The organism is Paenibacillus sp. GXUN7292 (assembly GCF_050864975.1).
GTDB lineage: Bacteria > Bacillota > Bacilli > Paenibacillales > Paenibacillaceae > Pristimantibacillus.
This window is the reverse complement of record NZ_JBOZWO010000008.1, coordinates 1-17485: the sequence shown is the minus strand read 5'-3', so window position 1 is coordinate 17485 and position 17485 is coordinate 1. Positions and strand designations below refer to the sequence as shown.

The 17485-nt window shown below is 44.6% G+C and carries 12 protein-coding genes, 1 pseudogene and 1 riboswitch; of the genes and pseudogenes, 3 read left to right on the top strand and 10 right to left on the bottom strand.

Going from position 1 to position 17485, the window contains the following annotated elements:
• Nucleotides 1–68: 68 nt before the first annotated feature.
• From ACRRU2_RS09320 to ACRRU2_RS09300, 5 genes and pseudogenes are all read right to left on the bottom strand, one after another.
• On the bottom strand, nt 69–1049 hold the full coding sequence (locus ACRRU2_RS09320) for an aldo/keto reductase (protein ID WP_432501195.1): 981 nt from the start codon (nt 1047–1049) through the stop codon (nt 69–71).
• Nucleotides 1050–1394: 345 nt separating this feature from the next.
• A pseudogene (locus ACRRU2_RS09315) lies at nt 1395–1655 on the bottom strand (ATP-binding cassette domain-containing protein); the annotation flags it as partial.
• Nucleotides 1656–1850: 195 nt separating this feature from the next.
• Nucleotides 1851–3374, bottom strand: a complete 1524-nt coding sequence (locus tag ACRRU2_RS09310; protein WP_432500967.1) for a methyl-accepting chemotaxis protein — start codon at nt 3372–3374, stop codon at nt 1851–1853.
• Between the two features lie 105 nt (nt 3375–3479).
• Nucleotides 3480–3565: riboswitch (cyclic di-GMP riboswitch) on the bottom strand.
• 246 nt (nt 3566–3811) lie between these two features.
• The gene (gene rbsK, locus ACRRU2_RS09305) at nt 3812–4762 is read right to left on the bottom strand and encodes a ribokinase (protein ID WP_432501193.1); all 951 of its coding nucleotides are present in this window, start codon (nt 4760–4762) and stop codon (nt 3812–3814) included.
• A 61-nt stretch (nt 4763–4823) separates the two neighbouring features.
• Nucleotides 4824–5762: a nucleoside hydrolase gene (locus ACRRU2_RS09300; protein ID WP_432500965.1), complete on the bottom strand. Its 939-nt coding sequence runs from the start codon at nt 5760–5762 to the stop codon at nt 4824–4826.
• 154 nt (nt 5763–5916) lie between these two features.
• Here ACRRU2_RS09300 and ACRRU2_RS09295 point away from each other — a divergent pair, with 154 nt between their 5' ends.
• Nucleotides 5917–6687, top strand: a complete 771-nt coding sequence (locus ACRRU2_RS09295) for a helix-turn-helix domain-containing protein (RefSeq protein ID WP_432500962.1) — start codon at nt 5917–5919, stop codon at nt 6685–6687.
• A gap of 470 nt (nt 6688–7157) precedes the next feature.
• On the opposite strand, the gene ACRRU2_RS09290 is transcribed toward ACRRU2_RS09295, so the two are convergent.
• From ACRRU2_RS09290 to ACRRU2_RS09270, 5 genes are all read right to left on the bottom strand, one after another.
• Nucleotides 7158–7616, bottom strand: a complete 459-nt coding sequence (locus ACRRU2_RS09290) for a hypothetical protein (protein ID WP_432500960.1) — start codon at nt 7614–7616, stop codon at nt 7158–7160.
• An 81-nt stretch (nt 7617–7697) separates the two neighbouring features.
• Entirely contained in the window at nt 7698–9479 is a 1782-nt protein-coding gene (locus ACRRU2_RS09285) for an ABC transporter substrate-binding protein (protein ID WP_432501191.1), read from the bottom strand.
• Nucleotides 9480–9733: 254 nt separating this feature from the next.
• Nucleotides 9734–11242, bottom strand: coding sequence for an ABC transporter permease (locus ACRRU2_RS09280; RefSeq protein ID WP_432500958.1), 1509 nt, complete (start codon nt 11240–11242; stop codon nt 9734–9736).
• 14 nt (nt 11243–11256) lie between these two features.
• Complete coding sequence (locus tag ACRRU2_RS09275) at nt 11257–12633, bottom strand: ABC transporter permease (RefSeq protein ID WP_432501189.1); 1377 nt, start codon at nt 12631–12633, stop codon at nt 11257–11259.
• A 361-nt stretch (nt 12634–12994) separates the two neighbouring features.
• Entirely contained in the window at nt 12995–14116 is a 1122-nt protein-coding gene (locus tag ACRRU2_RS09270; RefSeq protein WP_432500956.1) for a Gfo/Idh/MocA family protein, read from the bottom strand.
• A gap of 126 nt (nt 14117–14242) precedes the next feature.
• On the opposite strand from ACRRU2_RS09270, the gene ACRRU2_RS09265 reads away from it, so the two are divergent.
• Nucleotides 14243–15148 (top strand): helix-turn-helix transcriptional regulator, encoded by a 906-nt coding sequence (locus ACRRU2_RS09265; RefSeq protein WP_331700078.1) that lies wholly within the window; start codon nt 14243–14245, stop codon nt 15146–15148.
• Nucleotides 15149–15370: 222 nt separating this feature from the next.
• The gene (locus ACRRU2_RS09260; RefSeq protein ID WP_432500953.1) at nt 15371–17107 is read left to right on the top strand and encodes an ABC transporter ATP-binding protein; all 1737 of its coding nucleotides are present in this window, start codon (nt 15371–15373) and stop codon (nt 17105–17107) included.
• Nucleotides 17108–17485 lie beyond the last annotated feature (378 nt).

Sequence of the window (17485 nt, the reverse complement as noted above, 5' to 3'; positions counted from 1 at the left end):
ACGTCTCTCGGCATTTTTGCCTGAAGACGCGCAGTTCCCAGATGAAATATAATTTTTCGACCTACTTGTCATTTATTTGTTAGCAACAGTAGCTCATGAAGCTCCTGTTCACTTAAGCGATATTCACCAGACTGAACAAGGTGCAAGGCTTCCTGCAGCTGCTCCAGCTTGGAAGCACCGACAATCGCAGTAGTAATAGCCGGCTGGCTCAGCACAAAAGCCAATGCATATTGCGCGAGCGACCATCCCCGCTGAGTGGCAAGCGGACGTATAGCTTCGACGACATCATAAGCAGATCTTTTGTTCAGCAGCAGCTCAAGCCGCTTCTCGCCAGCAGCAAGCCGCGAATCAGGCGGCGGCGGTGCATCCTGCTTGTATTTTCCTGCCAGAATACCTCTGCCTAACGGACTATAAGCCATAACCCCCACCTTTTCTGACTGTACAAAAGGTACGATCTCACGCTCAATATCTCTAGTGATCAAGCTATACTCCGATTGAATGCCTTCAAATCTGCTAAACCCGTGCAGCGCGCTGAGGCCATGCGCCTTAGCCAGCTGCCATGCCGCAAAATTTGAACAGGCAATATATCTTACTTTTCCTTCCCGCACCAGATCATCTAGCGCACGCAGCGTTTCATCGAGCGGTGTTTCATGATCAAAGCCATGCACCTGATAAATATCGATATAGTCGGTTTGCAATCTTTGCAGGCTTTTCTCTAACGCCCGAAAAATATGATAACGGCTCAGCCCTTTGTCGTTAATGCCCGTTCCTACTGGGTTTTTCACCTTTGTAGCGAGAATCACATCGTGGCGCTTGCCTTTCAAAGCCCGGCCAATGATTTGCTCCGATTCACCGGTTTGCCTTAGATCGCCATTATCCATGCCTTTGCCGTATACATCGGCTGTATCGATCAGGTTTATGCCGCCTTCCAGCGCGGCGTCTATAATAGCTGCAGAGTGCAGCTCATCAATCCAGCGGCCGAATGCCATTGTGCCCAAACTAATGTGCGAAAGCTTCAACCCTGTTCTTCCCCAAGACTTATAATCCATCATTGCCACCATCCCTTCGTTGACTAAGAAGTTAAATATGCAGTAAATCCACAGTTAACTTATTGGTTATGTTGGATTATATAGCGGAGTTTTTAATATTGCAACCCTATTTTTAGAAAATAATACAAATTCCTCATTCGGGCAGGATCTATACTTATTTCTCCCTCTGCTATCTTTGATTTCAACATTTCCTGCCTTCAAACAAAGAAAACACCTCCCAGTAACAGCCTAAAAAAAAGCTGTATACTGCAGAGGTATTTGTGAAATCACACTATTTATTTTAACCCTGATTACCCTCTCATTAATTTGCTGCGAATCCGATTCGATACATACTCTACAATAAAATATGATGCGTGGATTTTGCGCCAAAGTTCTTGCCAAAGCAACACGCTGCTGCTGCCCGCCGGACAACTGATCCACACGCACATATGCTTTTTCCAAAATACCTGCTTGATCCAAAGCCATTAATGCCCGTTTTTTTTCGCTTTCGGAAAATAGGCCCAGTGCTTTTCGCCAAAAAGGCATTTCCGGTACAAAGACAACCAGTACATTTTTGATCACAGAAATGTATGCTACAAGATTAAAGGACTGGAAGATCATGCCTATGCCCAAGCCGATTGGCAACCGTATTACTCGGGGTAAGGCGCTTGAATTAGATGCAAGCTATACCGCAGTTTTATAGGGTGCTATTTTTCAAAATGTGAACGTAACTGTATTTATGATATTTTTTGTGCACAATACAGCGCTGGACATCAGCCTTCAGATATCTTCCAGCACTGTAGCAAAATACAGGGTCCTACTCTACAATAGCTCTTCCGTCTTTTTAATGAGTTCTTGCAACTCCTCAGTAATGCCGCCAAGTGTAGTGATTAATGCAGCGATTTCCTCAACGGAACCAAGTTGTTCTTCGGAAGAATCGGCAACATTTTGTGCGTTTTCTGTGACGGTTTGTGCAAATCGAGCCATCTCATAGACGGTGGATGTGACTTGCTGCGCTGAAGCGGATACTTCTCCGGAAGACATTGAGATATGTTTAATTTGATCTGCAACTGCGTTGATTGAAGTATGGATTATACCGAATGCCCTGCCTGTATGATGCACCATCTCCAGTCCGGTTTGCATCTCCTGTATCACCTGATCCATCGAATCAGATGAAACGCTTGTGTCTTCTAGGATAAAATTGATAATCCCCGTAATTTTACTCGCCGCATCTACGGATTGCTCCGCCAATTTCCTTACCTCGTGCGCAACTACAGCAAATCCATCGCCATTTTCGCCGGCTCTTGTCGCTTCAATCGCCGCGTTCAAAGCAAGTAAATTGGTCTGGGAGGCGATTTGGGTGATGAAATGAACCATTCCTTTGATTTCTTCAGATCGACGACTCAACATTTTTATTTTTTCAGAAGATATAGTGACCTTTTCGCTAATTCGCAGCACCTGTTCAACAACTTTATTGATCATAATATTTCCTTCGGTGGCTTCGTTTGCTGTTTTTATGGAAATATCGGAAACTGTACGCGATGTTTCCGCAATCTGGTGAACACCGGAGGCGATTTCCTGAATAGCCAATGAACTTTCCTCGGTTTGTCTTTTTTGTGTTGTGGCGCCGCTTGAAATGTCTTGAATATGTTTGACCATTCCTTTAATGGCTCGCCGATTAGATTCGTAATTGCTGTTCAATTGCGACGCAGCCTGAAACAGCTTATCTGCACTGCAAGAAAGCCTTTCCATGATGCCATTTAAAATTTGCTGCTTATGTACTTTTTCGTCCAGATCCGTTTGCAGCCTTCTTTTGTGCATGATCTGCCACATGATAGCGCCCGCGGTTCCAATTAAGAATAAGGCGTGAATTGCCACCATGGAAAACGGATATTCCGTTACTCCATAAACATATGCACCCAAAAAGAAATATCCCGCTATATGCTGTACTGCAAATAAAACAGTCATGATCACAATGAGAGTAATTTTTTCATAGTACCCTACGATGGCTAGGACCATAAATATAGAAAAATGATACTCGACCATCCCTTCCCCGCCAGCAATCATAGAGATGCTGCTGAAAGTAATGGCAAGTGTATTCATTAAAGGGACATAGGGATGATCTCGATTTGTGCGCAAGAGTACCAGCGCAGCTGTAAAAAATATAACGGGGGCGATCAAAAACATATTAGTGACCAAGCTGATTTGTTCATCAAAATGAATCCCATGAGTTCCTGACCAATAGTCGGATATACTGAAAAAACGATGGAGAAAATGCACAATAATCGATACAATGAGAACGATCACTGTCAATAACAGCATGATGCGATTTTTTTCACTTGTCAATTTCGTTGTTCCCTCCTGGATGTCTAGCCGTGCTCATTACCTTCCGTTGTATGCTCAAAAAAATGCATAAAAACCCCCGAAAACGGAGGTTTGACTTTCCACGTTTACGGTAACTGGCAGGCATAGTTTCTAAGACCTTAGCCCCTGTAGCTTTGCGTCGCCACTTTTCAGTGGGTTTGCCTTTTTCGATTTTTTCTGACGTACACTTAATTCGATGTTTTTCTGGTTATTCCTTCCTACTTCCGGGAATATTTTTTATTTTAGCGAGACTAAAGACCCCTCATCTTACTTCTGATCCGTCATTTTTCGCCCCGGCACTAACTCCAAACTAACAAATTAACCCCCACTCGTCATTTCGAGTGGAGGCCGATTGAACAAAAATTGCAAGACTATCCAAAGCAATCGATGCTGCTATTTATGTGGTCTTTCCTGCATTATCAACCCGAGAAATTGTAATTTCTCTCTTCATTATTGTTGCCCAGAAATTGCTGCACGTCCTCCATCGTCGGCATGCCGGGCTGCGCGCCGAAGCGTGTCACAGCCAGTGCGGATACACTAGTGGCAAGCTGCAGCTGAGCTGCCTCATCATAACCGGAAGCAATGCCAAATGTAAGAGCGGCGTTATACGAATCGCCTGCACCAGTCGTATCGACCACTTCTACCTGATAAGCTGCCATGCGCAGCGCAGTCTTGTTCTTCTGCTTATAGATCGAGCCTTTTTCTCCAAGTGTAGCAACTACACAGCCAGGACCTTGTGCCAGCAGCGAATCAATCGCCTCTTCAAGCGATGCTTCATCTGCTTTCAGCCCAGTCAAAGCATATAGTTCAGTCTCATTCGGTGTAATATAGTCAACGAGCTGCAGCAGCTCATCAGGCAACTTCATAGCAGGCGCAGGATTTAGCACAACCGTTTTATGATGTTTTTTAGCCAGCTCAGCTGCACAGCAGATCGTTTCTAACGGCACCTCCAACTGCATCAGCAAAATATCCGCTGCAGCAATTTGTTCTTCCAAATCAGTAATATTGGCAGGCAAGCAATAGCCATTAGCTCCTGGCACAACAATAATTTGATTGTCGTTGTCAGCCAGAACAATGGAAGCAATGCCTGTAGCAAACGGTGCTCGCTGAACCCCATTTGTATTCACTCCGCTCTCTGCAAGCGAACGCAGCAAATCGTCACCAAACGAATCATTTCCTACAAACCCAATCATACGCACTTCTGCGCCTAAACGAGCAGCCGCGACCGCTTGATTGCCGCCTTTGCCGCCCGGAACAAAATGCACCTCTTGACCAGATATCGTTTCCCCAGGTACCGGAAATCTTGAGCTTTTTACTACAATATCCATATTTAAGCTGCCTAACACGGCAATTACAGGCGTTTTTCCCATCACAAGTTTTGCTCCTCATGTACTTTTAAAAGTTGAACAAACAAACTTAACACGTACCTTATTATAACTTGCCTTCCCTGTATGCAGCATCCAATCTTCCAAACAAATCTTTAAAAACCATATCACGGTTAACGAAATTTGCAACTCTAATCAGATGCCTGCTGTGATCAACGCTCCACGTTACCTGATCCGTTAAAACAGGGCTATGAACAATATCAGTAGGCACTGCTTCAGGCTGAAGCAGCCAAGCGATAGCTGAAATATCCCAAATGACACGAGAATAGGCAAAATGATCGTTAGCGCACGATTCATAGCGCTCCGCCAGAAATTGTCCGATAGCCCCCTTGTCCTTAACATACTCATTAATTTCAGGCAGGCTTGTAATCAAATGTGAAGCGACACCTGCACATGGAATGAGCACAAGCGGAGCACCGCAATCCAGCACCGTTCTGGCGGACCAAACGTCCTGCACCAGATTAAACTCCTTTGTTTGCGGCCAATGCAGCGCATGTCCGCCTAGCCAAACAACGACAATATGATTAATAATTTCTGGCGCTAACAAAATGGCGGAAGCTACATTCGTAATCGCCCCAATGGCCACAACATAAAGCGGCGCTTCGGGACTGGCCTCTTTTGCCTTTGCAATTAAATCTCGCGCGGCTGCGCTGTCAATTGGTTCATTCTCCTTCAACATAAAGCTCTCAGACCCTTTAAAAACAAAATTATGATCTGAAACATTCATGCGGTGAAGTATATGTTGAATTTCCTCATAGCTTTTTTCCATGCCATCTTTTGCACCGTCGGACAAGGAGTTATGAAAAGGCGCCGCATATATCGCTTTTAGGTCAATACGTTCCTTAGCCAGCAGCGTATACACGATAGCAAACTGATCATCAATTTCATTAAACGTATCTGTATCAAGCACCATGCTTATTTTTCCCTGCGGCGGATTTAATCTTTTCAAACGCTGCTCCTCTGTTAAACCGGACAGCTGTTTCATAGTCAGCCCTCTCCTTTAAACGTTTTTAATAATTAAATTACGGAATATGCTTATTTTAATCTACCATTTTATTGGCATCTGCTATATAATCTTTCGGAGAATAAATTATACTTTTCGGCTTTTTTGAAACACGCCACTTCCTGGGGAGGCTATTATGAATATTCAATGTGAGCTGGATTTTTTTACGAAGGATACGAGGAAGGAAAAGAGCTATATTGATTTCCATAGCCATAATGGCTATGAGCTGGTTTATTATGCAAGCGGACACGGGCGAACAACGATCGGCGATAAAGTGTACCCTTATCAAGCAGGACAATTTTCTGTTATCGAGCCAAATTGCCCTCATGATGAATATCGTGAATCGGCTACCGAGGTGCACTTCCTCGTATTTTCCTATAACAATTACCCGATTGCGCTGCGCAATCATGTGTATACAGAGCCAGGGGACGCGCCGATCAAGCAGCTGATGCACAAGCTCGGTGAGGAAATGCTGCGAAAAAACAGCTTTTCGCCGATTTTGCTCCGTTGCTATTTAACAGAATTAATTGTTGAGATTGGCAAAATATCAGGAGAGAAATTGCAGCATGCGGAGCCGGAAGATCAGCTTCTTTACGCCAAAAGCTATATTGAGCAGTACGCAGCAGACAAAATTAATTTACCGAAGCTAGCGGAGACGCACGGTTATAGCTACGATTATTTCCGCCATCTTTTTAAAGAGAACACCGGCTACTCGCCTATGCAATACATTATGCTTCATCGTTTTAAAAAGGCAAAGCAGCTGCTTGCCGAAAGCCGTGAATCCATTACGACCATCGCACTGGAATGCGGATTTTCCAACACGCCGCAATTTTGCGCTATGTTCAAAAAACAGTTTGGCGTCAGTCCGCTGCAGTATAAGGGAAAGATAAGCAATAAAAACTCATAAAAAAACATGCAGCTAAGCAAGGAGAAGAAGCTACATGTTTTGGGTAGGTGCGTTAACTGTTAATATACAAAAAACTTATCAGTAGAGCGCAAATCTTATAGAAAAAGTCCCAAGGCTGCGATGCATGCCCTGGGACTCTTGTAAATTGAAGCAGTAATGAAAAAGAGTGTCGATTACTTGTGGACAACCAACTTTTTAAGTCCGACTTGATTGCAGCCAGCATCCCTAACGGTTGCTTGTGCCTTTTCCTCCCTAGCTGGTCAGTCGTTCCGTTATTACGCTCAAAATCATAGTTTTTAGGCGGCAAAGTGACAGACGTTCCGTTATTGATCCATAAATCGCAGAAAAAGTCCCATTTTGATCCAAATAGCGGATTGTGTGACCGCGAAATTAAAAAAATGACGGTTTTGACGCAAATAACGGAACGTGTGACCATTTCGATTCATTGTAGGTAACCTCAGCGGCCTGGATTATACCCCACGAGTGATCGGCTCAATGCGGTATGCCTTCTTGCCATCCGCCGCCTCAACAGCATCATGATCCACAACATGCCAGCCGATCGATAACGTCTGCTCAACCTTCGCTTTTTCTTCCTCAGTCAAAGCAATATGAACAGCCTCCTTGCCTGGCTCGAGCAGCAGCTCGCCTTCCTTTTGCAAAGCAAGCAGCATCCAGCTGTGTGTACCGCGCAGCGTGCTGAATTTAATCTGGTATCCTTCTTTAACCGCTTGCTCGAACAACTCCGGCTGCTCATTAGCAAGCTTGGTCAATTCCTCATACTTCACTTGGAACTTGGTTTCATCCTTAGGCAGTTCGCCTGCTTGTACACGGCTGATCAGCTCGTCGGCCGGCCACCCATGAACACGCAAGGTTTCCAGTGTGATCGCATCCCATTGCGAAAGCTTTACTTTTGCTTGATTCGTTGTCATGTATAAGTCCTTCCTTCTATAGCCAAAGGGACTGCCCCAGTCATCGGCAGACAGGCTACAGTCCCTTTACACTAAGCTAATTTATTTGCTTGCTTTATAAGCTGCAAGATGCTCTTTTACTTTAGCTGCATCTGCTTTAACTTCAAGACCTGTATTTACAAGCGGAGAAAGAGTGGTCATAGCCTTTACTTTATTGCCGCTATAGAATGCGATGAAGTCATCCTGGTTGATGGAATAAAGGACAGCTTTTCTCAGATCTACACTTTTTGCAACTGGACGGTTAGCTGTGTTAAACAGCAAGTACGATACAGCATTACTTGGAATAGATTGCAGCTCCAGCTTGCTGTCGCCTTTGATCGTATCGTATTTATTTTCTGTAATACCGTAAAACAGATCGATCTCGCCGGCACGAAGTGCGGACAAGTTACTGTCAGCATCCTTGATAAAACGTACTTTGATCGTGCTGACTTTTGGCTCATGCTTAGTTCCCTTCATGTAAGCAGGGTTTTTGTAGAAGATAGCCTCATAATCATTTTTGTGGGACAAAATGTACGGACCGCTTGTATACAAAGTGTTGTTGTAAGCATTGCCTTCTGTTACGGTATTTTGGTCGCCGTAAGGAATGTCTTTGTTAATATCGAACTTATCAACCTCATAAGTGTTGATTTTTTCTACTTGCTGCTTGGATACGATACCTGCTGATTGGTGAGCCAGGTAGTTCAATACTTGCGGGAACGGCTGTGTTGTTGTCACTTTTACAACCTGATACTTGCCGACTTTACTGCTGGATTGCGTTTTATCGGAAACAAGCTCAGTAATTTTGGCATCCAGACCTTTTTCAAGCGCAGACTTTACAGTTTCGCTGCTGCCGGATACTTTAATCGCGTCAAGCGCAGCAACATCAGTTACAACCTCTGCTGTTTTGATATGCTCATGCAAGGTATAGGTACGGTGATCTGGCACAGAGTTTTTATTTTTTGCGCGATCAAGCGAGAAGATAACATCGTCAGCGCCTACACGCTCGCCAGAATCTGCGACCTTTTTGTTTTCAATTTTGGCGAAGTTAATGTCGTCACGCAAAATAAAGTAGTACTCGGAATTACCTTCTGCAATCGCATGATTGTACGATAGAGAGCCTTCTGAAGTAACCTTGTCATCATCCGTCAGATTAACAAGACGTACATATTGGTTCGTGTTAATAATGTTGATGGAGCCGTCATTACCTTTGATTGGGTCCAAAGAAGTCAATACCGGTATTGTCGACTGGAACACTATCGCTTGTGTGTCACGCTTGCTTGTATCGTTGAAATCAACCTCTTCCCAAGGCAAAGAACGGGATTTGGAAATACGTACAGAAGCAGGATTCAACACTTCTTTGTTGAAGGCTTGTGCTTTTCTTGAGATATACATAGGAGCGATATAAGCTTTGTCCAGCACAAGCTGCTGCTCGAACTGCTTATAAGTTTCGCCGTATTGCTCAGGTGTTTGCGTGCCTGCAGTGTCAATTAGCTTGTCAATTTCAGGATCAGCCAAAATGCTGTAGTCGCCGCCTGTTTTGAACAAGGAACGAACGGCATAGTCCGGGTTGCCTGTTACCGTTGTCCAGCTGGAAACAGAAATATCAAAGTTTCCTGCATCCTGCTGAGCTTTGTACGTGCCGTAATCCGGTTGTACGTTCAGCTTTACAGTGAAGCCATTTCTGGCAAGCTGGTCGCGAATGATATTAATATCATCTTGCTGGCTGCTCATGCCAAGCACTTCAATTTCTACCGGGTTGTTGTCGGTAACAACCTCTTTGCCGCCATCTGGAGTCGGCGATTCATTAACCTCGCCTTTTGTTGTTACTTTGCAGCCGCTAAGCATAATGGCGATACTTAACAGCAGCAGAGCTATAAGCTTTCTTTGCTTCTTCACGATGAACCCCTCCGTTAATCTTTTTTTGTTTTATGCTAATTCCCATTCGTGTACGAATTCGTGTTCATACACGGATGCAAGGATAAACGTTTATCGCCGTCCTTTGGACAAGCGCGTTTACCGATGAAATATAAGAACAGGTATAGGGAAAAATCTTATACTTTCTTATATTTAGAAAATAACTTTGCCTGTACAGCTGCAGTCTAATCATGTCTTGGATCAAGGGCATCACGCAGCCCGTCGCCCAAAAAGTTGAACGAAAGCACCAATGCAATAATCGCCAGGCCGGGATAGATCGCTGTAAAAGCATGTGATTCCAAATATGCGCTGCCCAGCTTCAAAATATTCCCCCACTCTGGAATATGCGGCTCAACGCCAAGTCCCAAATAACTCAAGCTGCTCGTGGCAATGACGGCGGTACCTATTGTCAAAGTGGACTTTACGATCATTGGAGCCAATGAATTCGGCACAACATGCTTAAACATAATGCGCATATCGCTTGCGCCGAATGCACGCGCGGCTTGTACATATTCAAGGGTGGATACGAGCATGACATTCGCTCTCATCGTACGTGCAAAGGTCGGGATCGACCCTACGCTAAGCGCCATAATCAGATTGAATGTGTTAGCTCCAAATGCTGCGATAATCGCGATAGCAAGCAATATACCAGGAATAGCGTACAAAATATCAAGCAGCCGCATAATAATGTTGTCTGTCTGACGTCCATAGTACCCAGAAATAACGCCCAGCAGCCCCCCGACTACAAATGGGATAAGCGTTGACAGCAAGCCTACAACGAGCGATATTCTAGCACCGAATACGATTCGGGAAAATAAATCTCTGCCGAAATTATCCGTACCAAGCGGATAGGTTAAATTCGGAGATTGCAAAATGGCACTGTAATTATTGACGATAGCCATATCATAATCAAACGTCAAATAACTGGATATCGCCAAATGAACAAGAAATAAAATGAAAAACATGCCCAGCATCGAGGTGGAGCTTCTCGATATTTGCTCAATAACTTCGCCAAGTTTTGAGCCTGATGTATGATCCTTGTCGCGCAGCTTCGAAATAATGAGTATGCCTAAAAACAGAGCGAACAAATTGCCGATTGCAGCGGTTAATATTAATACGGCGGCTACGAAATAAAGCCAACGCGGCATCACTGGCAAATGCGCATATTTAGCAACAATAATTAAACTGATTAGCTGCAGCACGGCGGCAGAAATTAATAGAAACATGCCTATCAAAAACCAATCAGCCACATATGGCTTGAATAAATTAAGCGCAGATACAGCAAAGACAATAATTGTTGTAAGCAGCGTATACACGGCAAGCGTGTAAAGCGCGCTCTTGTTCTTTTTGATCAGCTGAAAAGCAGCTGTCGCAATAAATACATTCGCTGACAGCAAGCTAAGCAGCAGGACATAGCCGAGACTGCGTGTTGAACGGCTCAGCTCGCCGCGGCGGATCAAGTCCGTCCGGATTTTGAACCATACCCCAAATTGCAGCAGCGCAAATACGAAATATACTCCGCTAATAATAAGTGCAATTGGTTTGAATTGTCCTGTTTCCAGTGAATAGCTGCTTATTAACAGCACGACTGCCAAGGCCAAGGTTACAACTCCGGCAAAGCTAGCTTGCGCGTATTCTTGACATGATTTTATTCGGAACTGTATCTCTTGCTTTTCTAATGAAAGAGTTGCCACGGGCAGCACCTGCCTTAATATTGTTTCATTTTGGAACGGATTCTTGGATCAAAGAAAGCATAGAGCAAATCAATAAACATATTAACGATCGAAATGGTTATCGCTGTATATACAACCCCGCCCATCACAGCAGGAATATCGGGAATAAACTGCTTCACTACAATATAGCTTCCAATACCGCTGACGTTGAACACCTGCTCCGTAACAGCGGCACCGCCAAGCATAATGCCGAACTGCAAGCCTATAACGGTAACAATTGGAATAAGCGCATTGCCGATAGCATGCTTCCAAAGGACTCGTCCTCTGGAAAGGCCCTTCGCTTTGGCTGTCGTAATATAATCCTCATGGATAACTTCCAGCGTCGATGAGCGAGTCATCCTCGATACGGATGCTGTCAGCGCCGTACCCAATACAACGATCGGCATAATAGCCGAAAGCCAATTGTTCGGATTATACGTGGCAGGCAGCCAAGGCAGCTTAATTGAAAAGTTAAGTATAAAAATTAAGCCCTGCCAAAAGTTTGGTATAGATAAGCCTAACAAGGCAATAAACATAAACGTGTAATCAAAAAAGGAATTGGATCTAGTAGCTGAAATAATGCCGATAGGAAGTGCAACTATAACGGCAAGCAATGTTGCGATTGCAGTAAGCGTAATTGTTACGGGAAACTTATTGGCAATTGCGGTTGTCACCTGTTCATTACCCGCAAACGACCTGCCTAAATCAAAGGTGAGTATTCCTTTCAAATTGTTCCAAAGCTGAACCAGATAAGGCTGGTCCAACCCGTAAAGATGATTAAATGCTGCAATCTGCTCATTCGTCGCCGTTTCGCCAAGCAGGTTGGCTGCAGGATTCATCGGTGAAATATATAGAATCGTAAACACAAAAAAAGCTACGCCGAAAATGACAAATACAGTCATAAGCAAACGTTCAAAAATGTACTTGGAAAACGGATTAGAAAAAATCCATTCCAATATGTACATCGGAAAGCCTATTATTATAGAAAGTGCAAGCATCAAGGGATTGCTGATCAATGCTTCAAAAGCATCTCCGAAGGTTACCTTGTCTATTTTGCCTTCTACAATTTGCTGCTTTAATGCTGCCGAGAGCTCTTCATCAAATTTTTTATCCGCTAATCGGCGAGCTTCCCGCTCGAGCTGATCTGAACTTATCTTTTGGTTAAAAAAACGATGCTTGCGCGTCAATTGGCCGCGCGCTTCAGCCAGCAGCCTGTCCATAACCCCTTCGGCAAGCATGGCTTCACGTTTTTTAGAGGCAGCTTCAGTATAGCCGTTGTTTGATTTGCGGTATAAATATATAAAATAAACAATGATCGTAACCGGCGCGCCGGCCAAGAGCAGAAAAAATCGATAGGTAGGATGCATTAGCATTTTGCGGTATACGGTTGAAATTGATTCAATTAGATTAAAACTACTAGCTGCTTGTCCGCTCAATGGGTTCCGCTCCTTTATAAAATTAAATATACAATTCCGATCGATATACTAGATATTATTGTAGCGGTCGAAAAATGTCAACTATACTTATATTGTGCAACATATCATTCATTATACAATATTTCATTCCATAGAGATATCATTTAGTTATATACTTTCCTTTTAATATCTAAGAAATTTATAGAATCAAAAATATAGGAACAGGTATACGTTGAAAACCTACACCTCCCTATCTATCAAAAAAAGCCAAGCAATAGCATTGCTGCATATTGCCTGGCCTTTTTATCATATCCTTGATTTACCATTCAATTTTACAGAACTGTCTCGTTTCTGCAGATTCCTTCGCTTTCAAGCACATGAGCGCGCTAGTCAAACCTTCTTGCAGCGAAGCTTTTGATTCCGCCTTCCCTTGCATCATTTCAATAAAATTACGAGCCAGCTCGTCGTCCCCGCCGAAATGCCCCTCACTCATTTCATACTGATACGTGTCAACACGTGGCGTATGGTGCATAAAAACCTGCAGCTTCCCTGTCGTAAAATCAAACTCTAATGTACCCTTGTATCCAAGAAAACGGGCGCCCCTCGTCCCCGCTCCCCGCCTTGCAAAAAAGTTCTGGGAATACGAAGCATGCATCCCCGACTCATAGCGGATCAATGCGCTGCCCGAGTCCTCATTGCCTGTGTCCTCGCCAAATGCGCAATGCGTCCATACGTCGGCCAAATCAGGATCGAAGGCTGTGCTTTCTTCGCATGTGCGATTTTCGTCACACGTCTTGCACGTTAAGCCCGCTGGTTTGTCTCCTTTAAAAATCTGCTTGGAGGTCATCGCACAAATCTCCACTGGCTGCATGCCCAGCACAGCATTGATATAGTCAAAGTCATGCGTAGCTTTTTGTAAAAATAAACCGCCTGTAATACTTTCATCACGATACCAGTTGTGAAAATACACGCCTCCATATGGCACGTTGTTAATAGCCTGCACATGCTCTACCGTTCCTATCTTGCCGGAATCAATAATTTCTTTTGCTAATTGCACAATCGTCGTAAAACGAAGCGGAAAGGATACAAGACTCGGTGATGGATGCTTCTCATAGGCAGCTTTCAGCTTGCGAAGATCTTCCATTGTAGTAGATACCGGCTTCTCCAAATATAATGGAATGCCTGTCGGCAATACCTTCATCGCCAGCTCGGTGTGAAGATTGCAGCGAGTGCCAATCAATACGCCGTCCAAAGACTCATTTTGCAGCATATCATCAGCATTTTCGTAATAATTTATTGATGGATTCTGGGCTTGCTCCTGCATTTTGCCCGGATCGGCAATCGCCGCTATTTTGCAAGTACTATCCGCCTTCTGAATAAAGCTCAATACCCCTTGTGCCCGAGACCCTAAGCCAATTACTCCGATATTCAAAACAGTCACTCCCCAATGATTATAATAAATAGTAGAATAACAGTAGTATAATAAGGATCGATTCAAATGGATTTGTACAATAAGCACAGTTATTTGTTTTATTGCTACGCCTGCGGGTAATGGAGGAAGACGGATATGACAAGTTCTGGCTATAACCCTGATACTTTGCAAAGAACATTGCTTGAGCAAACGATTGTAATTGAGCAGTTGATTACCCTCTACTATTTCGAATTCGGCAAAAATTATGTTTTTCGAGGGGAGCGCCATAATTTTTGGGAGGTGCTCTATGTCGACCGCGGAGAAATTGAAGTGCGCACAGATGATGAGCAGCATGTTCTTAAGCAGGGCTCGATTATTTTTCATAAGCCCAATGAATTTCATAGCTTTCACGCAGCTGATGGCATCGCTCCGAATGTCATTGTGTTCACCTTTGACTGCCATAGCATCGCCATGCAAAGATTTGAGAATAAAGTCATTCAGCTTGGTGAGGAAGAACGCAAGCTTCTTGTACAAATGATGAACGAAGGGCAAAATGCTTTTGAATATCCATTTAAGCATCCATTGCAGCGGCGTTCTGACGCTATCCCCGGCAGCGAGCAGCTGCTTCGCTGTTATTTGGAAATTTTGCTTATTTCGCTGCTGCGCAGAATGCACCGCTCCGAGGATGCTGCAGCTACCCTCAGTACGGCAGCACGGGAAAATAGCGAAGAATCGCTCGTTCAGCATATATGCAGCTATATTGAAGCGAATTTAAGCCAGCCTATTACGATTGGCCATATATGCAGTCATTTCTTTGTCAGCCGCACTCGTCTGCAGCTTTTGTTCCGCAAATATTTGGGCTGTACGGTTGTTGCCTATATTACAAAGGCTCGTATTCGCCAGGCCAAAGCCTTTATTCGCGAAGATTGCTATAATCTGACGGAAATTTCCGAGCTGCTCGGCTTTGCCAGCATTCATTATTTTTCCAAGGTTTTCAAAAAGGAAAACGGCATGAGCCCTACAGAGTATGCTCGTTCTGTAAAAGCGCGGATGAATAAATGATGTTTCCTTTTATTTCAATTGAATAATTCCCATCTGTATAGTATGTTTTTAAAATAGAGAGGTGGGATTATGTTTAAACTTTGTTTGGCTCAATTGCTCATTCATTGTACAATATAAAGTAAGTGTAAATAGGTAAGTACGCCGTATCTTTCAAAAGACAAACGGCTTGATCGAAATATATAGCTTTACGATTTATCAATAAACAACGATGTGGGTGACGATATGAACAAATTATTGCAAGTGAATAACCTATCCGTTTCATTCTTCTCTCATGAGAATGAGGTTGAGGCTGTCCGCAATGTCAGCTTCGAGGTTCACAAGGGCGAAACTGTCGGCATCGTAGGAGAATCAGGCAGCGGGAAGAGCGTTACCGCTCGCACCATTATGCGCTTGTTGCCTTCACCGCCATCCATGGTTAAAAACGGAGAGGTGCTTTTTAACGGCCAGAACCTGGCATTCAAATCAGATAAAGAGATGGAAAGCATTCGCGGCAAGGATATCGGCATGATCTTTCAAGATCCTATGTCCTCGCTCAATCCAACGATGCGCATAGGCAAACAAATCGAAGAAAGCCTGATCAAGCATCAAAAGCTAAACAAGAAGGAAGCTCGTAAAGAAGCGATCGCGATGCTCAAAATGGTCGGCATTCCGAATAGCGAAGCACGCTATATGCAATATCCGCATGAATTTTCCGGCGGTATGCGCCAGCGCGTTATGATTGCGATCGCGCTCGCATGCCGTCCTTCGCTTCTTATTGCGGACGAGCCTACCACTGCGCTTGACGTAACGATTCAAGCCCAAATTTTGAATCAGATGAAGGAGCTGCAGCAGAAGCTTGGCACTGCTATTATTCTTATTACTCATGACCTTGGCGTAGTAGCCGGCATGTGCGACCGTGTCGTCGTCATGAAGGATGGCGAAATAGTCGAAACCGGGACGACGGAAGAAATATTCGCGAGTCCAAAGCATCCTTACACGTTGAAATTGCTCAATGCCTTGCCCCGCTTGGATGAGAAGAAAAAACCGAAGCAGGCTCCTAACATTGTTATTGAGAAGGACGATGTCCCGCTTCTGCAGGTTCGCTCCTTGAAGCAGCATTTCGATTTGGGCAAGGGTCAAATTATTAAAGCCGTTAACGATATAAGCTTTGAAATAAAAGCAGGCGAAACGCTTGGCGTAGTCGGAGAATCAGGCAGCGGCAAATCTACAACGGGACGAGCCATTCTCAGACTGAACGAAGCAACAGGCGGTGAGGTGCTGTACAAAGGCATTCCGCTTCAGCAGCTTAACCGTTCAGAAATGAAGGTCATGCGCAGACATATGGGCATGATTTTTCAGGATCCGTATGCTTCCCTTAATCCAAGACAGCGGATTGTCGACATTATCGGAGAAGCGCTCGATGTTCATAAATTAGCAGGCAGCAAGCAGGAACGCCAGCGCAGAGTCGAGGAACTGCTCGAGATGGTAGGGCTAAATGCTTCCCATGCGCTCAGATACCCGCATGAATTTTCCGGCGGACAGCGCCAGCGGATCGGCATCGCTAGAACATTGGCGGTCGAGCCGGAATTCATCGTCTGCGACGAGCCTCTCTCCGCATTGGACGTATCGATCCAGGCGCAAATCGTGAAGCTGCTGGAGGACCTGCAGCAAAAGCTCGGCCTCACCTATCTGTTTATCGCTCATGACCTGTCGATGGTTAAGCATATAAGCGATCGAGTGGCAGTCATGTATAAAGGAAAAATTGTCGAGCTGGCTGAGAGCGAGGAGCTGTATGCCAACCCGATCCACCCTTATACTCAATCGTTGCTTGCAGCGATTCCAATTCCTGACCCTAAAGTTGAAGCGAAGAAAAAACTTGTGCCGCTGCAAGACAACTCGCATCCAGACCCTTACGGGCTGGAGCAGTCCAGCTTCGTTCAGGTTAACGAAGGACATTGGGTAGCAATGGCTGCTAACTGATATTGGATGCTGCCGGGTCTCTAGCGCGGTATCGGATGCAGTATCTGGTGACATCCAGGCGCTATATCTAGTGATACCTGAGGCGCTGTATTCTGGTGGTACCTAGGCGCTATATCAAGTGGTACCTAGACGCGTATCTGTTGGTACCTAGGCGCTGCATCTGGTGATACCTAGGCGCGTATCTGGTGGTACCTAGACACTGTATCTGGTGATACCTAGGCGCGTATCTAGTGGTACCTAGGTGCTGTATCTGGTCGCTGATTGCTCAGATGCTCTGGACCTACTGCGTATTGGACACGCGCAGTGTTCAGACTCTCGCCAAGTTCTAACGAAGCTCAGAAGCGCTGATATGAACGAAACCTGTCAAGCGCTTCTGTT

Coding starts and splice junctions, on each gene's coding strand:
- ACRRU2_RS09320 (WP_432501195.1), bottom strand. CDS start 1,049: ATGGATTATAAGTCTTGGGGAAGAACAGGGTTGAAGCTTTCGCACATT.
- rbsK (WP_432501193.1), bottom strand. CDS start 4,762: ATGGGAAAAACGCCTGTAATTGCCGTGTTAGGCAGCTTAAATATGGAT.
- ACRRU2_RS09300 (WP_432500965.1), bottom strand. CDS start 5,762: ATGAAACAGCTGTCCGGTTTAACAGAGGAGCAGCGTTTGAAAAGATTA.
- ACRRU2_RS09295 (WP_432500962.1), top strand. CDS start 5,917: ATGAATATTCAATGTGAGCTGGATTTTTTTACGAAGGATACGAGGAAG.
- ACRRU2_RS09290 (WP_432500960.1), bottom strand. CDS start 7,616: ATGACAACGAATCAAGCAAAAGTAAAGCTTTCGCAATGGGATGCGATC.
- ACRRU2_RS09285 (WP_432501191.1), bottom strand. CDS start 9,479: ATGCTTAGCGGCTGCAAAGTAACAACAAAAGGCGAGGTTAATGAATCG.
- ACRRU2_RS09275 (WP_432501189.1), bottom strand. CDS start 12,633: ATGCTAATGCATCCTACCTATCGATTTTTTCTGCTCTTGGCCGGCGCG.
- ACRRU2_RS09265 (WP_331700078.1), top strand. CDS start 14,243: ATGACAAGTTCTGGCTATAACCCTGATACTTTGCAAAGAACATTGCTT.
- ACRRU2_RS09260 (WP_432500953.1), top strand. CDS start 15,371: ATGAACAAATTATTGCAAGTGAATAACCTATCCGTTTCATTCTTCTCT.